Origin of the sequence: Phenylobacterium sp. LjRoot219, from assembly GCF_964252995.1 — a bacterium.
Lineage (GTDB): Bacteria > Pseudomonadota > Alphaproteobacteria > Caulobacterales > Caulobacteraceae > Phenylobacterium.
On record NZ_CAXUQI020000001.1, the window covers coordinates 2,103,725 to 2,128,341 of the forward strand.

The following is a 24,617-nucleotide window of genomic DNA, read 5'->3' on the forward strand; positions in this document are numbered from 1 at the left end:
GGGCCACTCTCTTCGTCCATTTGAACCCGCCGTCGGGCCTTTCGAGGCCTGTCCCGCAGCCTTCAGCGGAAGGTGAGCGGGTCCGAGCCGATCCGGCCCGCCGGATGGTCGAGCTTGGCGATGGCCGCGAGGTCCTCGTCGTCCAGGCGGAAGTCGAACACCTCGAAGTTCTCGGCGAGCCGCTCGGGACGAATCGACTTCGGAAACACCATCAATCCCGAATCCAGATGCCAGCGGATGATCGCCTGAGCCGGCGTCTTGCCATGGCGCGCCGCGATCCGCGCAAGCTCGGGGTGCTTCAACAGCCGCCCCTGGCCCAGCGGGCTCCAGGACTGGGTGACGATTCCCCGCGAGGCGTGGAACGACCTGAGTTCGGTCTGCTGGAACTGCGGATGCAACTCGACCTGATTGACGACGGGAATCACGCCGGTCTCGCCGATGATCCGGCGCAGGTGCTCGACCATGAAGTTGCAGACGCCGATCGAGCGCGCCCGCCCCTCCTCCTGCAGCCGCACCAGCGCCCGCCAGGCGTCGATGTAGAGATCCTGCGTCGGGACCGGCCAGTGGATCAGGTAGAGGTCCACATAGTCCATCCGCAGCCGCTGCAGGCTCTTGTCGAAGGCCCGGAGCGCCTCGTCGTAGGCGTGGTGGGTGTTCCACAGCTTGGTGGTCACGAAGACGTCCGTACGGGCGATCCCCGAGGCCCGCACGGCCTCGCCGACGCCGGCCTCGTTCTCGTAGGCCGCGGCGGTGTCGACCAGCCGGTAGCCGGTCTCGAACGCCGCACGGACGACCTCAGCGGTGAGGTCCGCCGGCGTCTGCCAGACGCCGAGCCCCATTTGCGGCGCCGTTTGGCCGTCAGCCAGGGTCAGCGTGGGGGAACTGGCGACGACCGATCGGGACATGGGAGCGCCTCCTCGAGGCTGGCGGCTGCTGTGACAGCTACCAAACGCCCGTATTCGGCATTGAGACCCACGGCTCCGCCGGAGGCAGCGCGTCGCCGGCCTGCAGAAGCTCGACGGAAATGTTGTCGGGCGAGCGGATGAAGGCCATCCGCCCGTCCCGCGGCGGCCGGCTGATGGTCACGCCGGCGTCCATCAGCCGCTGGCAGGCGGCGTAGATGTCATCCACGGCGTAGGCCAGGTGGCCGAAGTTTCGCCCCCCGGCGTAGTCCTCGGGGTCCCAGTTGTAGGTCAGCTCGACGGTTGGCGCGCGCCGATCGCGGGCGGCCTCCAGGTCGTGCGGCGCGGCCAGGAACACCAGGGTGAAGCGGCCGCCGGCATTGTCGTACCGATCGACCTCCACCAGGCCTAACTGGTTGCAGTAGAACTCCAGCGAGGCGTCGAGGTCGGCCACGCGGACCATGGTGTGCAGATAGCGCAAGGGCGGGCTCCTTGATGGGGCGCGAAACGGCGGCGGTTTGGCCGCGCCTGAGCCGCCTTCCTACCCCAAAACGCACGCGAGAGGTCGATCCCGCGCTCCGTCCCGGGACGGCGTGGCGAGGCTGGAGGGCCTTCAGGCCGCGCGGGTCTGCCGCCGCCAGAGCGCAGCGTACTCGCCGCCCTTGTCGAGCAGTTCTTCGTGCGTGCCCCGCTCGACGATCCGGCCACGCCGCAGCACCAGGATCTGGTCGGCGTCGACGATGGTGGACAGCCGGTGGGCGATCACCAGGGTGGTGCGGCCGGCGCGCGCCCTGCGCAGGGTCTCCTGGATCGCCGCCTCGGTCGGGCCGTCCAGCGCGCTGGTCGCTTCGTCGAGGATCAGCAGGCGCGGATCAGCCAGCAGCGCCCGGGCGATGCCGACGCGCTGCCGCTCGCCGCCCGACAGCTTCAGCCCCCGCTCGCCGACCCGGGTGGACATGCCGTTCGGCAGGCTGTCGATAAAGTCGCCGAGTTCGGCCGCCTCGGCCGCCGCCCGCACCGCCTCGGGCGGCGCGTCCGGCCGGGCGAAGGCGATGTTGCGATAGAGGGTGTCGTTGAACAGCGCCACGTCCTGCGGCACCAGCGCCACGGCGCGGCGCAGCGCGTCGAGCTTCACCCGGCGCATGTCGACGCCGTCGATCAGGACCCGGCCCTCCTGCGGGTCGATCAGGCGCATGGCGAGCCGCACCGCCGTGGTCTTGCCGGCGCCGGAGGGGCCGACCAGCGCCACCGTCTGGCCTGGCAGGGCGGCGAAGCTCACGTCCCGGAGGCCCAGGGAGCGCGCGTCGTGGCGGAAGTGCACGTGCTCGAAGGTGACCGCCGCCCCCTGCCCGCTGGCCGGCGGCAGGTCGCGGGAGTCCGGCGTGTCGGAGATCTCCGGCTGAACCTCGGTCAGCTCGACCATCTGCTCCATGTCGATGAAGGCCTGGCGGATCTCGCGGTAGTTGAAGCCGAGCATGCCGAGCGGCTGGTAGAGGCCGCGCAGCAGCAGCACCGCGGCGACCACTTCGCCGACCTGCATGCGGCCTTCCATCACCGCCAGGCCGGCCATCACGGTCATGACCGCCAGGCCCAGGTTGAGGATCACCGACTGCGAGGCGTTGAGCAGGTTCAGCGAACTGTTCGCCTGCACGCTGGCGTCGACGTACTCGTCCATCGCTTCGGCGTAACCGGCCACCACCCGGCGATCCGCGCCGAAGGTCTTGACCGTCTCGTAGTTGATCAGGGCGTCGACCGCGAGGCCGGCGGTGCGGGCGTCCGCTTCGTTCAGCGCCCGCCGGTGCGACAGCCGCCAGTCGGTGATCTTGAAGGTGACGACGACGTAGATGAGCACGCTGGCCAGGGCGACCAGCGCGAACCGCCAGTCGAACCTGACCGCCATCACCGTAACCGCCAGCACCAGCTCGACCGCGGTCGGTCCGATGTTGAAGACAACGCTGCGGATCAGGAAGTCGGTGGCGCGCGAGCCGCGGTCGATGACCCGCGAAAGCGAGCCCATCTGCTTCGACTGGTGGAAATCGAGCGACAGGCTCAGCGCGTGCTGGAAGGTCTCGACGGCGGCGCGCGCCATGGTCGACTGCGACACGCGGGTAAAGACCACGTCGCGCGCATAGGGCGCGCAGGCCGCGATCAGGCTGAGGCCCGCAAACGCCAGCGCGCCGGCGATGAAGCCGCGGCCGAGCGTGCCGCTGGCCGCCGGCGCCAGCGTGTTCACCGCGTCGCCGAGCGCCAGCGGGGCCCAGACGCTGGCCAGCTTGCCGATGAACACCAGGCCCAGCGCCGCGGCGATCCGCAAGCGCAGGTTCGGCGCCCCGGAGCGCAGCACCAGCCGCCCGAGGTCGGCCATGGCGCTCCAGAAGTCGAACTTCGCCGTCTTCGGCGCGACCCCGTCAGCGTCGCGGAAGCGCCGCGCCGCGTGTGCGTGCATCGAGGTCAACGGCCGCTCCGCCCAAACCATCGCCGGTCAGGGCGCGAACGACTCGAATCAAAAATTTGCACGCGCACTCGTCGCAAAACCGGATCCACTTGTTCGGGACGCGCTCTAGCCGACAATCAGGGTCGACTGCACCCCGCCGCCGGGGGTCAGCCAGTCGGCCCGCAGCCCCTGCCGCACCAACTGGCTACGCAACGGCCCGTCGGCAAGCGGCGCTGCAGGGCTGGCCAGCAGCGAGACCTCGTCGGTGAAGGCCACCCCGGTCGCCTCGATGCGATGCGCGCCGCCGGACAACCGCTCGATGGCGAAGCTGAACCGGCCGTCGCTGTCGGCCCGCGCCTCGCCCGCCGCACGGCCGTCGAGCCGGATGGCGACGTCGGTGCCGGCCGCCGCCCAACCGGACACCAGGGCCCCGCCGTCGGCGTCGAAGTCCACCGCCGCGATCCGCGACCCCGTCGGCCGATCCAGCCGCAAGGCGCCGGCCCCGGCGCGCAGCAGCGCCGTCTGGCCACGCGGTCCGACCAGCAGATAGCCCTGCCCCTGCACCCGGCGGCCGCCGCTCTCGGCGGACAGGCCGAAAATTCGCGCCTCGCGTCCCGGCGCCAGCTGCAATCGCCAACGCCCGGCGGCGTCCGCCTGGGTGGTCAGCAGCTCGCCGGCGGGCGTGGCCAGCCGCACCTCCGCGCCGGCGGGGGCTGCGCCATGGAGAATCACCGCGTCAGCCCCGCCCGCCGCCTCGGTGACCGAGGGCGGCGCGACATAGCCAGCGTCGGCCGCAGCCCCGGCGGAGGGCCCCGGCGCGGCTGCATGGCAGCCGCCCAACCCGGCCAAGACCGCGGCGGCGGCGATTTGCGCCTTCCCTGGGAACACGTGGCGGACCAAACTCCTTGCACCCTTGCTGTAGCAATGAAGTCTTCGGCTCGCCGCTGCAAGCGAGCCGCGTGGAGTAGATCATGGGGCGTGTGACTGAACGCGTGGAATCCGTGTGCGTCTTCTGCGGATCGTCCGACGCCGCCGATCCCGCCTACCTGCGCGCTGCGGCCGAGCTCGGCCGCGGCCTGGCGGCGGCCGAGCTGAAGCTGATCTATGGCGGCGGCGGGGTCGGCCTGATGGGCGCCTGCGCGGTGGCCGCCCACGAGGCGGGCGGCCGGGTGCTGGGAATCATCCCCGACTTCCTGATCGGCCGTGAGCAGGCGCTGGAGAGCGTCGAGCACGTCGTCGTCGCCAACATGCACCAGCGCAAGATGATGATGTTCGACAAGGCCGACGCCTTCGTCGTGCTGCCCGGCGGCATCGGCACGCTCGAGGAAGTGGTCGAGCTGCTGTCCTGGCGCCGCCTCGACCTGCACGCCAAGCCGGTGGTCTTCTACAATCCGAGCGGCTTCTGGCAGCCGCTGTTCGACCTGTTCCAGCACACCGTGGACGCCAAGCTGACGCCGCCGGAGTTCATGAACGCCTGGATCGACGTCGAGCACATCGACGCGGTGGTGCCCGCCCTGCTCGCCGCCAGGACCCAGCCCGACGCCGAAGACGTCAAGGTCGCCCGGGCAGGCTAAGGCCAATCTCCGCTCATCCCGGCGAAGGCCGGGACCCAGGTCCACAGCCTGGGCGTCGGCCCCAAAGGTCCGCTCTGACCTCTCCTGCCCTTCCGCGAGCGCCATCTGGGTCCCGGCCTTCGCCGGGATGAGCGGACGGAGGGCTAAGGCACGTTCGCTTCCAGCTCTTCCAGCCACACCTTCGCCGTCCCGTCCGACGGCGCGCGCCAGTCGCCGCGCGGCGAGAGGTTGCCGCCGGAGACGACCTTCGGCCCATTCGGCATGGCCGAGCGCTTGTACTGGCTGGTCTGGAAGAAGCGGAACAGGAAGATGTTCAGCCACCGCTTGATCGTCGCCAGGTCGTAGGCGTTGCGGGCCTCCGGCGGGAAGTGCGGCGGCCACGGCCCTTCGGCGGCGTCGCGCCACGCATACCAGGCCAGGAAGGCGACCTTGGACGGCCGCAGGCCGAAGCGGGTGACGTAGTAGAGGTTGAAGTCCTGCAGCTCGTAGGGCCCGACGATGGCCTGGGTGCTCTGGATCGCGCCGGTCGCGTCGGCCGGCACCAGTTCCGGCGAGATTTCGGTGTCGAGCACGCCCAGCAGCGTCTTCGACGCCGCGGCGTCGAACTGGCGGGTCTCCGCCACCCAGCGGATCAGGTGCTGGATCAGCGTCTTCGAGATCGAGCCGTTGACGTTGTAGTGGCTCATCTGGTCGCCCACGCCGTAGGTGCACCAGCCGAGCGCCAGCTCCGACAGGTCGCCGGTGCCGAGCACGAAGCCGTTGTTCTGGTTGGCCAGGCGGAACAGGTAGTCGGTGCGCAGGCCCGCCTGGACGTTCTCGAAGGTGACGTCATAGACCGGCTGGCCGTCGGCGAACGGGTGGCCGATGTCTTCGAGCATGCGCAGCGCGGCCGGCCTGATGTCGATCTCGCGGGCGGTGACGCCCAGCGCCCGCATCAGCGTCCAGGCGTTCGACTTGGTGCCCTCGCTGGTGGCGAAACCGGGCAGCGTGAAGGCCAGGATGTTCGCCCGCGGCAGATTCAGCGCATCAAACGCCTTGCAGGCGACGATCAGCGCGTGCGTCGAGTCCAGCCCGCCGGAGACGCCGATGACGATCCGTTCGCCGTTGGTCGCCTGCAGGCGCTTCTCCAGCCCCTGCACCTGGATGTTGAACGCCTCGTAGCAGTCCTTGTCGAGCCGGGCCGGATCGCTCGGCACGAAGGGGAAGCGCTCAAGCACCCGGCGCAGGCCGACGTCCTGGAAGTGCGGCCGGTGTTCGAAGCGGATGCGCCGGTAGGCGGCGTCCGGCTGGCCGGCCGCTATCGCCGCGAGGTTGAAGGTCGGCGTGCGCATCCGCTCCAGCCGCAGCCGCTCGACGTCGATATCGGCCACGCAGATCTGCGACTTGGTGGGAAAGCGCTCGGTCTGGGCCAGCCGCTTGCCGAGCTCGTGGATGCTGGCCTGGCCGTCCCAGGCAAGGTCGGTCGTGCTCTCGCCCGGCCCCGCAGCGGAATAGAGGTAGGCCGCCTGGCAGCGGCTGGATTGGGCCGCGCAGAGGATCTCGCGCTCCTCGGCCTTGCCGATCACGACGTTCGAGGCCGAGAGGTTCAGCAGGATCAGGGCGCCGGCGAGCGCCGCCTGGGTCGACGGCGGGCTGGCGGCCCAAAAGTCCTCGCAGATCTCCGCCGCGAAGCTGAAGTCCCTGAGGTCGCTGGCCTCGAAGATCAGGTCGATCCCGAACGGCGCCCGCTGGCCGCCGACCTCGATCTCCTGGCCGCGCACGCCCCAGCCGGGGGCGAACCAGCGCAGCTCGTAGTACTCGCGGTAGTTCGGCGGGAAGCTCTTGGGCACCACGCCCAGCACCTGGCCCTTCGCGATCACCACGGCGCAGTTGTAGAGCCGGCCGCCATGCTGCAACGGCGCACCGACGACCAGCACCGGCGCGAGTTCGGCGCTGGCGGCGGCGATCCGCGCGAGCTCGGCGTCGACCCGGCGCAGCAGGGCGTCCTGCAGCAGCAGGTCATCGATGGCGTAGGCCGAGATCCCGAGCTCCGGGAACAGCATCAGGTCGACGCCCTGGTCGTGCCCCTGTTTGGCCAGTTCCAGGGTCTTGGCGGCGTTGAAGCCCGGGTCGCCGACCGCCACCCGCGGCGTGCAGACCGCTGCGCGGACAAAGCCGTGGGTATGAATGGCGTAGAACGGGGTGGTCACGCGCTCCGGCTCCGCTGGCTGTCCGCCCGAGGGCGACGCTCGGACGCGACGACGCCCGAGAAATGCTCAGACTGAGCATATAGACCGACCGCCGCCGTGCGCCAAATGCGCGCCGCCCCCTGCCAGCCCAAAAGAACCGGGCGGGCCCCCAAAAGAAAACGGCCCCTTGCGGGGCCGTTGGGTGTCAGTCGTCGCGGTGGACCCGCTCCCGTCGTTCGTGCCGCTCCTGGGCTTCAAGGCTCAGGGTGGCGATCGGCCGGGCCTCGAGGCGGGCGACGCCAATCGGCTCGCCAGTCTCTTCGCAGTAGCCGTAGCTGCCGTCCTCGATCCGCCGCATGGCTTCATCGATCTTCGAGATCAGCTTGCGCTGGCGATCCCGGGTCCGAAGTTCCAGCGCCCGATCCGTTTCGGACGACGCACGGTCGGCGAGGTCCGGATGATTCTCGGTCTCGCTCTGCAAGTGCGTCAGCGTCTCCCGCGATTCGCGGAGGATCTCTTCCTTCCAGTTCAGCAGCTTCTGCTTGAAATACTCAAGCTGCCGCTCGTTCATGAACTCTTCGTCCTCTGTCGGACGATATTCAGGCTTTCCAGCCAGAACCGTGGCTGTGCTCATGAAATACCTCACGCCCCCTGGACGTTATGAAACACGCGGTGCGTGTATAACGAAAAGACCCCTCTTTTCAATCGGCGCTCTCCCAATCCCTGCTTTTTTATGCCGCCTGCGCGGCTTGCTCTAGCTTTGCGATTTCCACGGCGGCGCGCAATTCGATTTCGTCCAAGACGCCCTCAAGTCCGGGATCGTCCGTCAGATCGCGCTCGTCACGCACGGCCCGCCGTAGCCGGTCGAGTTGCCCGAGGCTCAATCCGCCGTCGAGCAACGCCAGCTTCACTTCGTCTAGCACATCGAGGATCCGGCCGGCGCGGCGCACCGCGCGACGCTTGCGTTCCAGCGGCCCGCCGACGTCCTGCAGCGCCAGGAGCGCGTCGACGCCCATCACGCCCGCGGTCCGGTTGACGCCGGCGCTCGGCGCGGCGGCGGCGCTGTCGCCCATAGCTGGCAGCTTGAAGCCGCTCGCGCCTGTGGGGCGCGCGCCCTTCGGGCCGGTAGCTGATCCAGTTCCGTTAGGGCCGGTGATCTTCATCGGGCGACTCAAGGCTTCCTGATCACTGTAAGGCCGGCAGGGTCCGGCGGCACGCTTGCGGTATGGTTAATGCCGGGCAATTTCTGCCGAGGGCGCCGGACGCCACTCTGTCATTCGATAAGCCCGACTGTTTTTGCTCGGATTTTCCCCTCTATGCCTGTTGGCACGGCAGTCGCATAGGCCTGAGCGAACAGCTCCGGTGTTAACCATGCTTCGCCCGCTCCGCCTCTTCGTCGCCGCCCTCCTCGTCGCTGGCCTCTCGACCGCGCCGGCGTTCGCCAAGTCGCGCATCAAGGACATCGTCGAGTTCGAGGGCGTGCGGGAGAACATGCTGGTGGGCTACGGCATCGTCGTCGGCCTGAACGGCACCGGCGATGCGCTGCGCAACGCCCCGATGACCAAGCAGAGCCTCGAGGCGATGCTCGAGCGGCTGGGCGTCAACACCCGCGACGCCAACCTCAACACCAAGAACGTCGCCGCGGTGATGGTCACCGCCCGCCTGCCCGCCTTCGCCGCGGCCGGGTCGCAGATCGACGTGAACGTCTCGGCGCTCGGCGACTCCAAGAGCCTGCTGGGCGGAACCTTGCTGGTCACCCCGCTGCTCGGCGCCGACGGCCAGGCCTATGCGGTGGCGCAAGGCACGGTGCAGACCGGCTCGGTCAGCGCCAGCGGCGCTTCCGGGACCACGGTCTCCAAGGGCGTGCCGACCGCCGGCCGAATCGCGTCCGGCGCGGTGGTCGAGCGCGAGATCGGCTTCCAGCTCGCCAGCATGAACCAGCTGCGCATGACGCTGCGCAATCCGGACTTCACCACGGCGCGGCGGATCGCCGACGTGATCAACACCCGATACCCCGGCGCGGCCTTGGCCGAGAACCCGACCATCGTCGCCATCCGGCCGCTGCCCGGCCAGGACATGATGAGCTTCGTGGCCCAGGTGGAGAACCTCAGCGTCGAGCCCGACGCCCCGGCCAAGGTGGTCATCGACGAGGTCGCCGGCGTGATCGTCATGGGCGAGAACGTCCGGATCTCCACCGTCGCCATCCAGCAGGGCAATCTGACGATCACCGTGCAGGAGAGCCCGGCGGTCAGCCAGCCGGCGCCGTTCTCCCGCACCGGCGAGACCACCGTCGTGCCGCAGAGCGCCGTCTCGGTCGAGGAAGAGACCGGCCGCCAGTTCCTGACGGTGCGCAGCGGCGCCTCGCTGGCGACCCTGGTGGCGGGGCTCAACGCTCTCGGCGTCACCCCGCGCGACATGATCTCCATCCTGCAGACCATCAAGGCCGCCGGCGCCCTGCAGGCCGACATCGAGGTGATGTGATGACGAACTACGGCTTCACCCCCGCCGGCCTTCCGCCGCAGTCGCCGGTCCAGCCGCAGGCCGGCCCCGCCAACGCCGCCGAACTCGCCAAGCGCGCCCAGATCAAGGACACCGCCGAGCGGTTCGAGGCGACCTTCCTGTCGTCGATGCTGCAGCAGATGTTCGACGGCGTGGAACCGGCCGCCCCGTTCGGCGGCGGCCCCGGCGAGTCGATGTTCAAGTCATTCCTGACCGACGCCATGGGCAAGCAGATGTCCAAGGGCGGCGGGATCGGCATCGCCGCCCAGGTCCAACGCGAAATGCTCAAGATGCAAGGTCTTACCTAAGGAACCCGCCCATGGCTCTCGCCGCCCACGACGCAACCGACCGCGTCGAACAGCTGATCATTCTGACCGAACGCCTGACCGACGTGGTGGCCCAGCAAGCCCACTGCTTCGAGGCCCACCGGCCGCAGGACGCCGCCGCCCTGACCGAGGAGGCCTCCCGCCTGGCCAACCTCTACCGCCACGAATCCGGCCGAGTGCGGGCCGACCCCGGCCTGGTCACCGCCGCGCCGTCCGACCGGCGCCGGGCGCTGGTCCGCGCCACCGAGGCGTTCGATGTCGAACTCGCCCGCCACGGCCGCGCCGTGATGGCCGCGAAGTTCATCACCGAGGGCCTGGTGCGCTCGATCGCCGAGGAGGTCGCCAGCCAGCGCGAGCAACTCTCCGGCTACGGGCCCGGCGCGCGCATTCCGGCGTCGGCCTACGGCGCTGCCGCCACCGCGATCACGCTCAATCAGCGGGCCTGACGGACGGACCAACGGGGCGCCAAGCGCGGCGACTTGAGCCGCGGCCGGCTTCCCGCTCTAACTGACAGTTCAGCTGTACGACGGACGCCCCATGACCGCCCACGCCCCGCCGCTCGCCGCTTCCGACACGCGTCTGGAGCTCACCGTCCGCGGCGTGGTGATGGGGGTGCTGATCACCCTCGTGTTCACCGCGGCCAACGTCTACCTCGGGCTGAAGGTGGCGCTGACGTTCTCAACCGCCATCCCGGCGGCGGTGATCTCCATGGCGGTGCTGCGGACCTTCACGCGCAACGCCACCATCGTCGAGAACAACATCGTCCAGACGGTCGCCTCGGCGGCCGGGGCCATGGCCTCGGTGGTGTTCGTCCTGCCCGGCCTGGTGATCATCGGCGCCTGGAGCGGCTTTCCGTTCTGGACCAGCTTCGCCGTCTGCGCGGCCGGCGGGGTGCTGGGGGTGATGTACACCATCCCGCTCCGGCGGGCGCTCGTCGCCCAGTCGAACCTGCCCTATCCGGAAGGCGTCGCCGCCGCCGAGGTGCTGATCGTCGGCTCCGGGGCCCAGGGCGACAGCGTCCAGGCCGAGGCCGACAGCCGGCTGGGCCTGATCACCATCTCCATCGGCGCGATCGCCGCGGCGGCCTATGCGGCGCTGTCGGCGATGCGGGTGTTCGCCGGCGAGGTCTCCACCTACTTCCGGACGCCGAACGGCGGCGCGACCGGCCTCGGCGCACAGATGTCGCTCGCCCTGTTCGGCGCCGGGCACCTGATGGGCCCCGCGGTCGGCGCGGCCATGCTGGTCGGCCTGGCGATCGCCTGGGGCGCCGCCGTGCCGATCCTCACCGCCGCCGCGCCGGCGGCCGGTCCGGCGGCGGACTGGGCCCAGACGATCTGGAGCCAGAAGGTGCGCTTCCTGGGCGCAGGCGCGATCGGCGTCTCGGCGATCTGGACGCTCGCCAAGCTGGCCGGGCCGCTGGTCACCGGAGTCGCCAGCGCGCTCGCCGCCGCGCGCCATCGCCGCACCGGCCAGGCCGGGACGTTGCCGCGGGTCGAACAGGACCTGCCGATCGGGCTGACCGCGGTGATCGGCCTGATCTGCCTGGTCCCGGTGGCCGTGGTGCTGGCCGCGTCGCTGACCGGCGGCCCGCTCGGCGGGCTGATCGTCCCGCTGACCATCGCCGCGGTGCTCTACATCGTCATCGCCGGCTTCGCCGTGGCGGCGGTCTGCGGCTACATGGCCGGCCTGATCGGCTCGTCCAACAGCCCGGTGTCGGGCATGGCCATCCTCTCGGTGCTCGGCGCGGCGCTGCTGATCGCGGCGATCGGCCTGCCGGTGCTGAAGGGCGGCGACGTCAAGCCGCTGATCGCCTTCGCCCTGCTGGTCACCAGCGTGCTGATCGCCGTGGCGGTCTCGGCCAACGACAACCTGCAGGACCTGAAGACCGGCCAGTTGGTCGACGCCACCCCGTGGCGCCAGCAGGTCGCCCTGGTGATCGGGGTGATCGCCGGCTCGGCGCTGATCCCGGTGATCCTCAACCTGCTGAACCGCGCCTACGGCTTCGCCGGGGCGCCCGGCCAGGCGATCTCCGACACCCCGCTGGCCGCGCCGCAGGCGACCCTGATCAGCACCATCGCCTCAGGAGTGGTCGGCGGCGACCTGCAGTGGGGCCTGATCGGCGTCGGCGCCCTGGTCGGCGCCGGCCTGGTGCTGATCGACGAGACGCTGCGCCGCGGCGGCCGCTACAGCCTGCCGCCGCTCGGCGCGGCGCTGGCCATCTACCTGCCGTCCAGCGTCACCGTCCCGGTGATCATCGGCGCCTTCGCCGGCTGGGCGTTCAACCGCCGGGCCGAACGCGCGCCCAATCCGGAGACCACCCGGCAACTCGGCGTACTGCTGGTCTCCGGCTATATCGTCGGCGACAGCCTGCTGAACGTCGCCTACGCCGGCCTGATCGTCGCCACCGGCCAGGGCGCGCCGCTGGCCCTCGTGCCGGAGGATTTCGCCCCGGCGACGCCGCTCGCGCTGGCCGCCTACGCCGCCGTGGCGTTCGCACTGTACGCCTGGACCGCCCGCCGCGCCCGCGGCTAAGCCGGCGCGCCCGGCGTTTGTTCCGGTTGCGTTCTGGTGATATCGGTGACTCGCCGACCTACATTAGCCCAGCCCGCCGGAGCCCCGGGGGCTGACAGAGTTCCCGGAACCCGATGGCCGACCAGCTCAACCAAATCCGCGTGCGCGGCGCGCGCGAGCACAATCTCAAGGACGTCAACGTCGACATCCCGCGCGGCGAGCTGGTGGTGCTGACCGGCCTGTCGGGTTCGGGCAAGAGCTCGCTGGCGTTCGACACCATCTACGCCGAGGGCCAGCGCCGCTACGTCGAGAGCCTGTCGGCCTACGCCCGCCAGTTCCTCGAGCTGATGAGCAAGCCGGACGTCGACCTGATCGAGGGCCTGTCGCCGGCGATTTCGATCGAGCAGAAGACCACCAGCCGCAACCCGCGCTCGACGGTCGGCACGGTCACTGAAATCCACGACTACATGCGCCTGCTGTGGGCGCGGGTCGGCGTGCCCTACTCGCCGGCCACCGGCCTGCCGATCGAGAGCCAGACCATCAGCCAGATGGTCGACAAGCTGGCGGCGGTCGCGGAAGGCACCCGCCTCTACCTGCTGGCGCCGGTGGTGCGCGGCCGCAAGGGCGAGTACCGCAAGGAGATCGCCGAGTGGCAGAAGGCGGGCTTCCAGCGCCTCAAGATCGACGGCGAGTTCTATCCGATCGAGGACGCCCCGACCCTCGACAAGAAGTTCAAGCACGACATTGACGTGGTGGTCGACCGGCTGGTCGCCAAGCCGGGCCTGGAGCAGCGCTACGCCGACAGCCTGGAGACCGCGCTGCGGCTCGCCGACGGCATCGCCGTCGCCGAATGGGCCGACCAGGATCCGACCGAGCATGAACCGAAGCGGCTGATCTTCTCCGAGAAGTTCGCCTGCCCGGTCTCCGGCTTCACCATCAGCGAGATCGAGCCGCGGCTGTTCTCGTTCAACAACCCCTACGGCGCCTGCCCGGTGTGCGACGGCCTCGGGGCCAAGCTCGCCTTTGACCCCGATCTGATCGTGCCGGACAAGGATAAGACGCTACACAAGGGCGCGGTGGCCCCCTGGGCGCGCGGCCCCTCGCCGCTCTACACCCAGACCCTGCAGGCGATCGCCCGCCACTACGAGTTCTCGATGGACGAGCCGTGGTGGAAGCTCTCCGACGCCGCCCGGCAGGTGGTCCTGCAGGGGTCAGGCAAGGAGAAGATCCACTTCGTCTACGACGACAACGCCCGCAAGTACGAGGTCAACAAGACCTTCGAGGGCGTGCTGCCGAACCTCGAACGGCGCTGGCGCGAGACCGACTCCGCCTGGGTCCGCGAGGAGCTTGGCCGCTACCAGTCGGAGACGCCGTGCGAGGCCTGCCTGGGCTACCGCCTGAAGCCGGAAGCGCTGGCCGTGAAGATCGGCGGCCAGCACGTCGGCGAGGTCTCCAGGCTGTCGATCCGCCACGCCCGCGAATGGTTCGAGAGCCTGGAGGGCGACCTCACCGCCAAGCAGATGGAGATCGCCCGGCGGATCCTGAAGGAGATCAACGACCGGCTGCGGTTCCTGGTCAACGTCGGGCTCGACTACCTGAACCTCAGCCGCGGTTCCGGCACCCTGTCCGGCGGCGAAAGCCAGCGCATCCGCCTGGCCAGCCAGATCGGCTCCGGCCTGACCGGCGTGCTCTATGTGCTCGACGAGCCGTCGATCGGCCTGCACCAGCGCGACAACACCCGGCTGCTCGAGAGCCTGCGCGGCCTGCGCGACCTCGGCAACTCGGTGCTGGTGGTCGAGCACGACGAGGAAGCCATCCTCACCGCCGACTACGTCATCGACATGGGCCCGGCGGCCGGCATCCACGGCGGTGAGATCATCGCCCAGGGCAAGCCCGCCGACATCATGGCCGAGCCGAGAAGCATCACCGGCCAGTACCTTTCCGGCGCCCGCGAGATCGAGGTGCCGGAGGACCGCCGGCCGTTCTCGAAGAAGAAGATGCTGCGGGTCGTCGGCGCAGCCGGCAACAACCTGAAGAACGTCACCGGGGAGATCCCGGTCGGCACCTTCACCTGCATCACCGGGGTCTCCGGCGGCGGCAAGTCCACCTTCACCATCGAGACGCTCTACAAGGCCGCCGCGCGGCGGCTGCACAACGCCTCGGACGCCCCGGCGCCGCACGAGCGGATCGAAGGCCTGGAGCTGTTCGACAAGGTCATCGACATCGACCAGTCGCCGATCGGCCGCACGCCGCGCTCCAACCCGGCGACCTACACCGGCGCCTTCCAGCCGATCCGCGACTGGTTCGCCGGCTTGCCGGAGTCAAAAGCGCGCGGCTACGGCCCGGGGCGGTTCAGCTTCAACGTCAAGGGCGGCCGCTGCGAGGCCTGCCAGGGCGACGGGCTGATCAAGATCGAGATGCACTTCCTGCCGGACGTCTACGTGACCTGCGACGTCTGCCATGGCCATCGCTACAACCGCGAGACCCTGGAGGTCATGTTCAAGGGCAAGAATATCGCCGATGTCCTTGATATGACGGTGGAAGAGGCGGCCGACTTCTTCAAGGCCGTCCCCCCGATCCGGGACAAGATGGACACGCTGAAGCGCGTCGGCCTGGGCTATGTGAAGGTCGGTCAGCAGGCCACCACCCTGTCCGGCGGCGAGGCCCAGCGGGTCAAGCTGTCGAAGGAGCTGTCGCGCCGGGCGACCGGCAAGACCCTCTACATCCTCGACGAGCCGACCACCGGCCTGCACTTCGAGGACATCAAGAAGCTGCTCGAGGTGCTGCACGAACTGGTCGACCAGGGCAACACGGTGGTGGTGATCGAGCACAACCTCGACGTCATCAAGACCGCCGACTGGCTGGTCGACTTCGGTCCGGAAGGCGGCGACGGCGGCGGCGAGATCGTCGCCTCCGGCACCCCCGAGCAGGTCGCCGCCAGCGAGAAGAGCTGGACCGGACGCTACCTCACAGAGCTGCTCGAGCGGCACCGCGAGCGGCGCGGCACGGCGCGCAAGCGGGCCTAATTCCCCGCTTCCCGGTCATCCCCGCAAAAGCGGGGACGAGCGGGAGGCGGAGCTAGGCCGCGCTCCCCCCGGTTTCTGGCTTGAGATTGACCGGCGCGGCGTCGCCGTCCGCGGTGAACGCCCGGTAGGCGGCGACCAGCGGCGCAATCCCCAGCACCCACAGCACCGGGATCAGGATGATCTCGACGGCGAAAGCCAGCAGGAAGACCGCCGGGTGCTGCTGCAGCGCCTCGGTCCCGGCGAACAGCACCGCCAGGCCGTCGAGGCCCGCCGCGGCGGTGGCGATCGCCGCCAGCACCACGAACACGACGATCATCAACAGCGCGATCAGGCAGATGCTGAGCGCGCTCATGCCGAGCAGCGCCCACACCCGGCCGCGAGTCAGCCGCCAGGAGCGGACGAAGTCTATCCGCCGCTCGACGAAAGCAACCGGCGCGGCGAGCAGGAAGCGCAGCCCCAGATAGACCGCCAGGGCCGCCCCGAGCAGCTCGACCAGGACGCCGCCCCCGCCGATCAACTGGCCGAGCAGCGTCGCCGCCCAACCGACGACCCAGACGCCGGTCAGGGTGATCAGCCAGACCACGACCAGCCGCAGCTCATCGCGGCCGAGCCGCAGGTGCAGGAAGGCCGGCTCGGCGGGCCGCAGCTCCAGCCGGAACACGCCGCCGACGATGATCGCCTGGGAGAACAGGGTGGCGAGCCCGCCGGCGAAACCGGCGAACGCCAGCACCGGGGTGCTGGTCCCGCCGCCGACCGCCGCGGCGATCACCGAGAGCACCGCGGAGAGCACCACCACCATGATCAGCGCCAGCAGGTTGAACCCGGCCCAGCCGAGGATCGCGCGCCAGCTGCGCCGTATCAGATGAAAGCCCTCCAGCGCCGCGTCGCTGGCGGAGAACGGGGTCATGTCGGATCCTTGAGCCTGACGGCTGCTTAGCCTTGCTGCGGCCGCACCCGCAACGGGTTGGCCGGCGGGTCGCCGTGGATCTGCTGATAGGCCACGCCGAACGGCGCATAGATCATCACCAGCTGGATCACCTGCAGGATCAGCTGCAGCGACAGATAGAGGGCGACGCCCACGATCGCCGTGCCGCTGAGGCCGCGAATATTCTCCAGCGCGCCGGCGCCGCCGGCCAGCCCGATCAGCGCCGCGCCGATGATGCTGATGAGCAGCCAGACCATCAGATAGAAGATGACCGCCAGCACGATCATGCCGAGCAGCGGCATAAAGCGACCGCGCGAGGCGCCCCAGGCGTCACGGATGGCGAAGCGATGCAGGGCGAAGGTCATCGGCGTCGCCAGGGTCAGGCGCACGCCCAGCCAGATGCTGGCGATCAGCAGCACGACGGCGGCGATCGCAGCGATCGCGCTGCCCTGCTGCGCGGCGCCGACGGCGGCGATTTCGGCCGTCAGGCAGACCATCCCCATAGCGAACAGCAGCAGGTTGACGCCGGTGAGCCGCAGCTCGTCCTTGCCGAACCGCAGGTGCAGGAAGCCCTTCTCGCCGGGCCGGAGCACCAGCCGGTAGATGCCGCCCATCAGGCAGGAGAGCAGCCCGACCACCAGCACCAGCACCAGCAGGAACGCCGGCAGCGACTGCGCCAGCAGGTTGGAGACCCGCTCGATATCCGCTTGTTCAAGGTCATTGCTGCGGGTCAGCGCGATCAGCTCGGGGTCGAGGCTGATCAGCATCAGTTGGCCGATCACGAACATGCAGACGGCGTAGACGACGCCCCATCCGAAGATGGTCCCGGGACGTTCCCGGGTCAGGCGGAAGCCCTCCAGCGCAGCTTCGCTCGCCGAAAATTTGATCATGCCCGTCCCTCGGCGCGCCATGCGTTCACGAGAACGAATCGGCGACCCCAACGGTCGCAAATTCGGGTGCGCATGGGTCCCGCGCAAGGCCCCGCTCGCGATCGGGGCGCAACGTTGCTAGTTAGCCACGAATGACGACGAAACCAGTACATGTGATCGGCGGCGGGCTCGCCGGCTCCGAGGCCGCCTGGCAGATCGCCCAGTCCGGCGCGCCTGTGATCCTGCACGAAATGCGCCCGGTGCGCGGCACCGACGCGCACCAGACCGACCAGTTGGCCGAGCTGGTCTGCTCGAACTCCTTCCGCGCCGACGACTGGACCGGCAATGCGGTCGGCCTGCTGCACGCGGAGATGCGGCGGCTGGACTCGCTGATCCTGGCCTGCGCCGACGCCCACCAGGTGCCGGCCGGCGGCGCGCTGGCGGTGGACCGCGAAGGCTTCGCCGAAGCGGTCACAACGCGCCTGCTGGGCCATCCGCTGGTGACCCTGGCGCGTGAGGAAGTCGCCGGCCTGCCGCCGGCGGACTGGGACAACGTGGTCGTGGCCACCGGCCCCCTCACCTCGCCCGCCCTGGCCGAGGCCATCCTCAGCCTGACCGGCGAGGACCAGCTCTCCTTCTTCGACGCCATCGCGCCGATCGTGCACTTCGATTCCGTCGACATGGACGTCGCCTGGCGGCAGTCGCGCTACGACAAGGAAGGGCCTGGCGGCGAGGCCGCGGCCTACATCAACTGCCCGATGGACAAGGCCCAGTACGAGGCCTTCATCGACGCCCTGCTCGACGGCCCGAAGTCCGAGTTCAAGGAGTGGGAGAACGTCCCCTACTTCGACGGCTGCCTGCCGATCGAGGTGATGGCCGAGCGCGGCCGCGAGACCCTGCGCCACGGGCCGATGAAGCCGGTCGGTCTGACCAACGCCCACAAACCGGACGAGAAGGCCTACGCCGTGGTGCAGCTGCGCCAGGACAATGCGCTGGGCACGCTGTGGAACATGGTCGGCTTCCAGACCAAGCTGAAGCACGGCGCCCAGGCCGAGGTGTTCCGCATGATCCCGGGCCTGGAAAAGGCGGTGTTCGCCCGGCTGGGCGGCCTGCACCGCAACACCTTCCTGAACAGCCCGCGGCTGCTGGACGCGCAACTGCGGCTGAAGGCCGATTCCCGGCTGCGCTTCGCCGGCCAGGTGACCGGCGTCGAGGGCTATGTCGAGAGCGCCGCCGTGGGCCTGCTCGCCGGCCGTTTCGCCGCCGCCGAGCGGCTGGGCCAGACGCTGCCGCCGCCGCCTCCGACGACCGCGCTGGGCGCGCTGGTCGGCCACATCACCGGCGGCCACCTGGACGGCGGCAAGGGCTCGTTCCAGCCGATGAACATCAACTACGGCCTGCTGCCGCCGCTCGCGCCGCCAAAGCGCGCCGAGGACGGCCGTCGGCTCGGCGCCAAGGAAAAGACCCGCGCCAAGAAGCTGATGGTGGGCGAGCGCGCGCTCGCCGATCTCGACGCCTGGCGCGCGGCCCGGGCCGTGCCGGAGCCCGAGCCGGCCGAGTAGGCCTCAGAGCCGGCCGCGGGCCACCGCCAGGGTGATCTTCAGGCGGCTGGCGAGGCCCTCGCTGGAGCCGCCGCGCAGGCGTGGGCCGGCGAAGACCGCATGCGCCACCGCCGGGAAGGCCGCCGCGCTCAGCCGCGCGGCGCCGCGCCGGCCCTCCGCCAGCAGCCGGTCGAACGCCGCCCGCAACTCCGGCCGATCGGCCGCCCGGCGGGCGAGCGCCCAGGCCGCCGCCGCGTCGAGCGCGGCCGCCGGCTGCGCGCCCGGATCCAGCACCGCGATCGCCGCCTCCGCGGCGCGGCCGGCGGTATCGCGCGCCCATTCCAGCGCCTCGACCTCGGTCAGCGGCTGCCCGTCGAGTTCGCGGTAGCGGGCGTCGATCATCGCCTCGAGTGGCGCCCGCGCCAGCCCGCGGCCGCCGACGACGGCGGCCAGCGCCTGGGCGGTCGGATGCCGGCGCACCGCACGGCCTTCGTAGATCTCGTCCAGCGCCTCGCGCCACCAGGTCAGCCGGATCTCGCCGAGCAGCGAGTTGCTGGCCACCCGCGGGGCGCGCGCCAGTTCGTGGTCGTATGCGTAGAGGGCGATGACGTCGGCGCGTTCGTCCGGATCGGCGATGAAGCGGCTGGACAGCCAGCGGTCGGGATCGACGCGCTTCACCAGGGCGTCGAGATCTTCGGAGTCGGAAGGCGCGTCGGGGGCCATGGGCGCTGCCCTGCGGCCTTGCGCCGGCCGCGTCAACGCCGCGGCCGAAGAAAAATGCGGGCAAAGAAAAAGGCCCGCCGTCGCCGGCGGGCCTTCTCGCAAGTCTGCAGCTTCGCTTAGCCGAAGATGGTTTGCGTCATGGTCATGGTGACCAGCATCGGGATCGACAGCAGGGTGTTGATCCGCGAGAACAGCATCGCCTTGCGGGCGTTCGCCGCCTTGGCGTCAGCGTCGGCGTCGACCAGGCCCAGCGCGATCTTCTGCGCCGGCCAGATGAACGCCCAGACGTTGATGAACATGATCGTCGCGAGCCACATGCCCAGGCCGATGAAGCTGTCGCGCGGGTTCTGGAAGCCCTCGAGGGCGCCCAGGGTGAAGGCCTGCACCAGGTAGCCGCGATCGATGGCGATGATCACGCCCATCACCCAGGTGAACAGGGCCGCCCAGCGGAACCAGAACAGCGCTTCCGGCGCGATGAACTTGGACACGCCCGGCTTCAGTTCGGCCGGGATCTTCGGCATCGTCGGGATCTGCACGAAGTTGAAGTAGTAGAGCAGGCCGATCCACATGATGCCGAACAGCGTGTGCAGCCAGCGGAACACCGCCTGCCAGAAGATCGCGTCGCCCGAGCCGTAATGCATGAAGTAGCCAACGACGATGACCAGCGCCAGCACGAAGCTGACGATCACCGTGTTGCGCAGATTGGAAAGCAGTCCAGCCATAGTCCCCCTCACGATTCCTACCTTGAGGGTCAGGTATATGGCGTTTCGTCGCGGGCGGGAAGTTCCAGCTCAGCTTCAGACGGCGATCAAGGCCGCCGCCACCCGCCGCCCTTCGGCGGTCAGGATGTTGTACAGCCGCGCCGCGGCCGGCGTGTCCATGAACTCCAGGCCGATGCCCGCCCGCTGCAGCGCCTCGCGGATCGCCTTCGGCGGCATGGCGTTGCGCGCCCCGACGCCGAGCAGCAGGAACTCGACCTCGGCGCGGCCGGCCTCCAGCACCGGGGCTAGGCTGTCCGGCGTCAGCTCGGCCAGGCTCGTCACGGCCCAGGGGCCGGGCTCGTCCTTGACGATCAGCAGCGAGCCTTCGTGGCGGTTTCCGTCCAATCGGAAACCGCCCTCGCCATAGGCGTCGAGCGAAGGGGCGGAACGGGCCATGCCGGGCCTGCCTCGCCGCCTAGGACCGCGCCTTGGCGGTCACGACGGCCTCCGCGCCCTCGTCGCCGCCACGCCTGACGCCCCACAGGAGCAGGATCGGCGCGGCGATATAGATCGACGAGTAGGTGCCGACCACGATGCCGAACAGCATGATCACCGACAGGCCCCAGAGGTTCGGGCCGCCGAAGATCGCCAGCGAGATCAACGCCAGGATAGCGGTGAAGCTGGTGACGATGGTGCGGGTCAGGGTCTCGTTGATGGTCAGATCGATCACCTCGCGGAACGGCATGCGCTTGTACTTGCGCAGGTTCTCCCGCAGGCGGTCGAACACGACCACGGTGTCGTTCATCGAGTAGCCGATGATGGTCAGCAGCGCCGCTACGGCCGTCAGGTTGAACTCGATCCGCGCGATCGAGATCAGGCCGAACGTCAGAATGACGTCGTGGAACAGCGCCGCGACCGCACCCAGGCCGAACTGCAGCTCGAACCGGAACCAGATGTAGACCAGCATGAGCAGGATGGCCCCGCCCAGCGCCAGCAGGCCCTTGGTCAGCAGTTCGTCGGAGACCTTCGGCCCCACCACGTCGGTGCGCACGAAGCGGACCGGCGAGATCGCCTGCCCGATCTTGGCCTTCACCGTGTCGACCGTCTGGCTGGGGCTCGCGCCCTCAGGCGTCTGGAACTTGATCATGGCCGACGACGGCGAGCCGAAGCTCTGCACCTGGATGTCGCCCAGTTCCATCGAGTCGAGCGCCGCCCGAACCTTGCCCACGTCGACCGCCTCCGGCGCGGTCGAGATCTCGAGCACGGTGCCGCCCTTAAAATCGATGCCGCACGCCATGCCGAAGCAGGGCGGCTTCGGCGGATAGAGGGTCACCGCCAGCGAGGCGATGATCAGCACGATCGAGAGCACGCCGAAATATTTCGCCAGGCTCACGAACCGGAAGTGGGTGCGGACCGGCAGGACCTTGATGAGGGGCCAGTATTTCATCGGTCAGGCCCTCTCATCGATCGGCAGCACTTTGGGACGGGCCAGGCGGTACCACCAGGCGAGCAGAACCTGGGTGACGAGCACGGCGGAGAAGACCGTCGTGATCACGCCGATCGACAGGGTCCAGGCGAAGCCCTTCACCGGCCCGGCCCCGAAGCCGAACAGGATGGCCGCGGACAGCAGGTGGGTGATGTTGGCGTCCATGATCGTGCCCATGGCGCGCGAGAAGCCCGCATCCATGGACGACAGGATGCCCCGTCCGGCACGCAGTTCGTCGCGCATGCGCTCGTAGATGAGCACGTTGGCGTCGACCGCAACCGCCAGCGTCAGGATCAGCCCGGCGATACCCGGCAGGGTCAACGTCGCCTGGGTGATGCTCATGAAGGCGATGATCATCAGGCCGTTGACGACCAGGCCGGCGAGCGACACCCCGCCGAACAGCCAGCCGTACATGCCGATCATGAAGATGATCACGCCGATCAGGCCGACGATCCCGGAGATCGCCCCAGCCCTGACCGCATCGGCGCCCAGTTCGGCGCCGACGGTGCGCTGCTCCTCCACCTTCAGCGGCGCCGGCAGCGCGCCGGCCCGCAGCAGGATGGCCAGCTCGTTGGCGGTCTCCTCGGTGAAGTTGCCGGTGATCTGACCGCTGCCGCCGGTGATCGCGCTCTGGATCACCGGAGCGGAAATCACCTTCCTGTCGAGGACGATCGCGAACCGCCGGCCGATGTTCTGGCTGGAGATCGCGCCGAATCGCCGCGCGCCTTCGCTATTGAAGCGGAACTGGACGATCGGACGTCCGGTCTGCTGGTCGAAGCGGGCCTGGGCGTCGACCAGCATCTCGCCGGTCACCTCGGCGCGCTTCTTGACCAGATAGGCCTGCGCGTAGCCGTCGGTCGAGGCCAGCAGCTCCGAGCCCGGGGGGACCCGGCCAGCGGCGGCTTCCTGCGCCGAGACGCTGTCGTCGACCATCTGGAAGGTGAGCTTGGCGGTCTGGCCGACCACGCTCTTCAGCTTTTCAGGGTCGCTCTCGCCGGCCGCCTCGATGACGATGCGGTCCTTGCCCTGGCGCACGATATTGGGTTCGCGGGTGCCGAGCTGGTCGATCCGGCGACGAATGATTTCGATCGACTGTTCGACCGCCCGCGAGGCGTCGGCGTCGAGCGCTTGCGGCACGAAGGCGATCCGCAGTCGCTGATCGTCGCCGCCCTCGACCGTGATGTCCCGTCCGCCGGTCGTGCCGGCCAGCGGGGCGCCGATCTCGTTGCGCAGCAGGTTCAGCGCCTTGTTGACCTGGCCCGGATCGGTGATCCGGACCGACAAGGCGCCGCTCACCTGACCGAGATCCGTGAACGGGATCTGTGCGTCGGTGAGGGTCTTGCGCACGTCCTCGGTGAGGTTGGTCAGCCGCTCGTTGCGAAGCGCCTGAGTGTCCACCGAGTAGAGCAGATAGGACCCGCCCTGGAGGTCCAGCCCCAGGTTCAGCGCCTTCTTCGGCAGGAAGCCCGGAAGCTGCGCACGCACATCCGGCGGCAGCAGATTGGGCAGGGTGAAGAGAGCGCCGAAGATCGTCGCCAGAACGACGACGATCACCTTCCAGCGCGACAGGGTCATCATGGGGCGGGCTGTCGCCTAGTTCTTGGTGTCGTTGGCCGCGGCCGGCTCGCCGCGCACGCTGACGTCCGAGATCATCGCCTTGCGGACCTTGACGGTCACGCCGGTGGCGATCTCGACGCCGACTTCCTTGTCCTCGACGCGCACGACCTTGCCGATCACGCCCGACGACAGCACGACGGTGTCGCCGCGCTTCATCGCCGTGAGCATCTGCTGATGCTGCTTCATCCGCCGCTGCTGCGGGCGGATCATCAGGAAGTAAAACAGCACCACCAGGCCGATCAGCGGCAGAAACTGGATCAGCATGTCCTGGGGACCGCCCATGGCGGGGGCGCCGGCGGCTTGTGCGAAGGCAGGGGTGGCGAACATGGCCTCTCCGAATGGCGCTGAATCGGGGGGCCGACGCGGGCCCGGTTCAAGGTCGGCGGAAGCTATGCGCTGCGCCCTGGTTTTGCAATGGAACCCCTTTTGCAATGCGTCCCGGCCGGCGCTAAGCGTCCTGGTCATGAACGCCGAGCTCTCTCCCCTGCTGATCCGCATCGCCGAGGCGCTGGAGCGGCTCGCTCCGCCCGCGCCCCAGCCGCCCGACTTCGCCGGCGCACGGCTCTTCCGGCACGATCCGGAGACCGCCGCCTTCCACCCGGCGCCGGACTATCCCCTGGAGTTGGACAGCCTGATCGGCGTCGAGCGGCAGAAGACCCGCTTCCTGGAGAACCTCGATCGGTTCGCCCAGGGCCTGCCGTACAACCACGCGCTGCTGTGGGGCGTGCGCGGCACCGGCAAGAGCTCGCTCGCCAAGGCCGCCTTCATGGCGGCCAGCGCCGGCTCGCCGCAGCTCAAGCTGGTCGAGGTCGACCGCGACCAGGTCACCGCCCTGCCCGCGCTGTTCGACCTGCTGCGCGGCCGTTCCGAGCGCTTCCTGGTGCTCTGCGACGACCTTTCGTTCGAGGAAGGCGCAGCCGCCGCCAAGGCGCTGAAGTCGGCGCTGGAAGGCGGCGTCTCCGGGCCGCCGGCCAATGTGCTGTTCGTCGCGACCTCCAACCGTCGCCACCTGATGCCGCGCACCAACACCGAGGACCGGGGGATGATCGCCACGGCCGAGGACGCCGAGGAGGAGGTCAGCGTCTCCGACCGCTTCGGCCTGTGGATCGGCTTCCCGGCGATGGACCAGGCGACCTATCTGACCGCGGTGCGCGGCTATGCCGCGCGCTTCGACCTGGGCGTCCCCGATCTCGAGCGGCGGGCGCTGCAGTGGGCGCAGCTGCGCGGCGGCCGCTCCGGCCGCATCGCCTGGCAGTTCATCCGCGACCTCGCCGGCGAACTCGGCAAGCCGCTGCCGCTGTAGGCGGGCAGCGCC

23 protein-coding genes are annotated in these 24,617 nt (G+C 69.6%); 8 read left to right on the forward strand and 15 right to left on the reverse strand.

All coding sequences use genetic code 11. The features are described 5' to 3' along the window. Nucleotides 1-62: 62 nt before the first annotated feature. From ACSQ14_RS10350 to ACSQ14_RS10365, 4 genes are all read right to left on the reverse strand, one after another. Nucleotides 63-905: an aldo/keto reductase gene (locus tag ACSQ14_RS10350; RefSeq protein ID WP_436012354.1), complete on the reverse strand. Its 843-nt coding sequence runs from the start codon at nt 903-905 to the stop codon at nt 63-65. A 37-nt stretch (nt 906-942) separates the two neighbouring features. Further along, entirely contained in the window at nt 943-1,383 is a 441-nt protein-coding gene (locus ACSQ14_RS10355) for a VOC family protein (RefSeq protein WP_436012356.1), read from the reverse strand. A 132-nt stretch (nt 1,384-1,515) separates the two neighbouring features. Beyond that, nucleotides 1,516-3,348 (reverse strand): ABCB family ABC transporter ATP-binding protein/permease, encoded by a 1,833-nt coding sequence (locus ACSQ14_RS10360; RefSeq protein ID WP_436012358.1) that lies wholly within the window; start codon nt 3,346-3,348, stop codon nt 1,516-1,518. A 114-nt stretch (nt 3,349-3,462) separates the two neighbouring features. Continuing rightward, on the reverse strand, nt 3,463-4,224 hold the full coding sequence (locus ACSQ14_RS10365; RefSeq protein WP_436012360.1) for a hypothetical protein: 762 nt from the start codon (nt 4,222-4,224) through the stop codon (nt 3,463-3,465). An 83-nt stretch (nt 4,225-4,307) separates the two neighbouring features. Between ACSQ14_RS10365 and ACSQ14_RS10370 the strand changes: the two genes are divergently transcribed. Next, nucleotides 4,308-4,910, forward strand: coding sequence for a TIGR00730 family Rossman fold protein (locus tag ACSQ14_RS10370; protein WP_436012362.1), 603 nt, complete (start codon nt 4,308-4,310; stop codon nt 4,908-4,910). 143 nt (nt 4,911-5,053) lie between these two features. On the opposite strand, the gene ACSQ14_RS10375 is transcribed toward ACSQ14_RS10370, so the two are convergent. The 3 genes from ACSQ14_RS10375 to fliX all read right to left on the reverse strand — a co-directional run bounded on the left by ACSQ14_RS10375 (nt 5,054) and on the right by fliX (nt 8,241). Beyond that, nucleotides 5,054-7,099 carry an NAD(+) synthase gene (locus ACSQ14_RS10375; protein WP_436012364.1) on the reverse strand — a complete coding sequence of 682 codons (2,046 nt, stop codon included), beginning with the start codon at nt 7,097-7,099 and terminating at the stop codon, nt 5,054-5,056. A gap of 184 nt (nt 7,100-7,283) precedes the next feature. Beyond that, on the reverse strand, nt 7,284-7,712 hold the full coding sequence (dksA, locus tag ACSQ14_RS10380) for an RNA polymerase-binding protein DksA (RefSeq protein WP_436012366.1): 429 nt from the start codon (nt 7,710-7,712) through the stop codon (nt 7,284-7,286). Nucleotides 7,713-7,809: 97 nt separating this feature from the next. Next, a complete protein-coding gene (fliX, locus tag ACSQ14_RS10385) occupies nt 7,810-8,241 on the reverse strand; it encodes a flagellar assembly regulator FliX (protein ID WP_436012368.1) in 432 nt (143 codons plus the stop codon). A gap of 208 nt (nt 8,242-8,449) precedes the next feature. On the opposite strand from fliX, the gene ACSQ14_RS10390 reads away from it, so the two are divergent. The 5 genes from ACSQ14_RS10390 to uvrA all read left to right on the forward strand — a co-directional run bounded on the left by ACSQ14_RS10390 (nt 8,450) and on the right by uvrA (nt 15,440). Continuing rightward, entirely contained in the window at nt 8,450-9,559 is a 1,110-nt protein-coding gene (locus ACSQ14_RS10390; RefSeq protein ID WP_436012370.1) for a flagellar basal body P-ring protein FlgI, read from the forward strand. After that, the gene (locus tag ACSQ14_RS10395) at nt 9,559-9,885 is read left to right on the forward strand and encodes a rod-binding protein (RefSeq protein WP_436012372.1); all 327 of its coding nucleotides are present in this window, start codon (nt 9,559-9,561) and stop codon (nt 9,883-9,885) included. The genes ACSQ14_RS10390 and ACSQ14_RS10395 overlap by 1 nt, the downstream gene beginning before the upstream one ends. A gap of 11 nt (nt 9,886-9,896) precedes the next feature. Then, on the forward strand, nt 9,897-10,349 hold the full coding sequence (locus ACSQ14_RS10400) for a flagellar basal body protein (RefSeq protein ID WP_436012374.1): 453 nt from the start codon (nt 9,897-9,899) through the stop codon (nt 10,347-10,349). Between the two features lie 91 nt (nt 10,350-10,440). Next, nucleotides 10,441-12,435, forward strand: a complete 1,995-nt coding sequence (locus ACSQ14_RS10405; RefSeq protein ID WP_436012376.1) for an OPT family oligopeptide transporter — start codon at nt 10,441-10,443, stop codon at nt 12,433-12,435. 113 nt (nt 12,436-12,548) lie between these two features. Continuing rightward, nucleotides 12,549-15,440: an excinuclease ABC subunit UvrA gene (gene uvrA / locus ACSQ14_RS10410; protein ID WP_436012378.1), complete on the forward strand. Its 2,892-nt coding sequence runs from the start codon at nt 12,549-12,551 to the stop codon at nt 15,438-15,440. A gap of 52 nt (nt 15,441-15,492) precedes the next feature. Here the strand turns inward: uvrA and ACSQ14_RS10415 are convergent, their stop codons facing one another. Both ACSQ14_RS10415 and ACSQ14_RS10420 read right to left on the reverse strand, forming a co-directional pair. Then, nucleotides 15,493-16,347 (reverse strand): hypothetical protein, encoded by an 855-nt coding sequence (locus ACSQ14_RS10415; protein WP_436012380.1) that lies wholly within the window; start codon nt 16,345-16,347, stop codon nt 15,493-15,495. A gap of 26 nt (nt 16,348-16,373) precedes the next feature. Further along, complete coding sequence (locus tag ACSQ14_RS10420) at nt 16,374-17,255, reverse strand: hypothetical protein (protein WP_436012382.1); 882 nt, start codon at nt 17,253-17,255, stop codon at nt 16,374-16,376. A 131-nt stretch (nt 17,256-17,386) separates the two neighbouring features. Here ACSQ14_RS10420 and trmFO point away from each other — a divergent pair, with 131 nt between their 5' ends. After that, entirely contained in the window at nt 17,387-18,796 is a 1,410-nt protein-coding gene (gene trmFO, locus ACSQ14_RS10425) for a methylenetetrahydrofolate--tRNA-(uracil(54)-C(5))-methyltransferase (FADH(2)-oxidizing) TrmFO (protein ID WP_436012384.1), read from the forward strand. A gap of 3 nt (nt 18,797-18,799) precedes the next feature. Here trmFO and ACSQ14_RS10430 read toward each other — a convergent pair whose 3' ends face one another. The 6 genes from ACSQ14_RS10430 to yajC form a co-directional block, all read right to left on the reverse strand. Then, nucleotides 18,800-19,498, reverse strand: coding sequence for a squalene/phytoene synthase family protein (locus ACSQ14_RS10430; RefSeq protein WP_436012386.1), 699 nt, complete (start codon nt 19,496-19,498; stop codon nt 18,800-18,802). A 116-nt stretch (nt 19,499-19,614) separates the two neighbouring features. Beyond that, complete coding sequence (locus tag ACSQ14_RS10435) at nt 19,615-20,220, reverse strand: urate hydroxylase PuuD (RefSeq protein WP_436012388.1); 606 nt, start codon at nt 20,218-20,220, stop codon at nt 19,615-19,617. 75 nt (nt 20,221-20,295) lie between these two features. After that, entirely contained in the window at nt 20,296-20,655 is a 360-nt protein-coding gene (locus ACSQ14_RS10440) for an Mth938-like domain-containing protein (RefSeq protein WP_436012389.1), read from the reverse strand. Nucleotides 20,656-20,674: 19 nt separating this feature from the next. Then, a complete protein-coding gene (gene secF / locus ACSQ14_RS10445) occupies nt 20,675-21,646 on the reverse strand; it encodes a protein translocase subunit SecF (protein WP_436012391.1) in 972 nt (323 codons plus the stop codon). A 3-nt stretch (nt 21,647-21,649) separates the two neighbouring features. Then, entirely contained in the window at nt 21,650-23,263 is a 1,614-nt protein-coding gene (secD, locus tag ACSQ14_RS10450) for a protein translocase subunit SecD (RefSeq protein WP_436012393.1), read from the reverse strand. Nucleotides 23,264-23,278: 15 nt separating this feature from the next. Then, nucleotides 23,279-23,629, reverse strand: a complete 351-nt coding sequence (gene yajC, locus ACSQ14_RS10455) for a preprotein translocase subunit YajC (RefSeq protein ID WP_436012395.1) — start codon at nt 23,627-23,629, stop codon at nt 23,279-23,281. A 136-nt stretch (nt 23,630-23,765) separates the two neighbouring features. Here yajC and ACSQ14_RS10460 point away from each other — a divergent pair, with 136 nt between their 5' ends. Beyond that, nucleotides 23,766-24,605 (forward strand): ATP-binding protein, encoded by an 840-nt coding sequence (locus ACSQ14_RS10460; RefSeq protein ID WP_436012397.1) that lies wholly within the window; start codon nt 23,766-23,768, stop codon nt 24,603-24,605. Nucleotides 24,606-24,617: the final 12 nt, after the last annotated feature.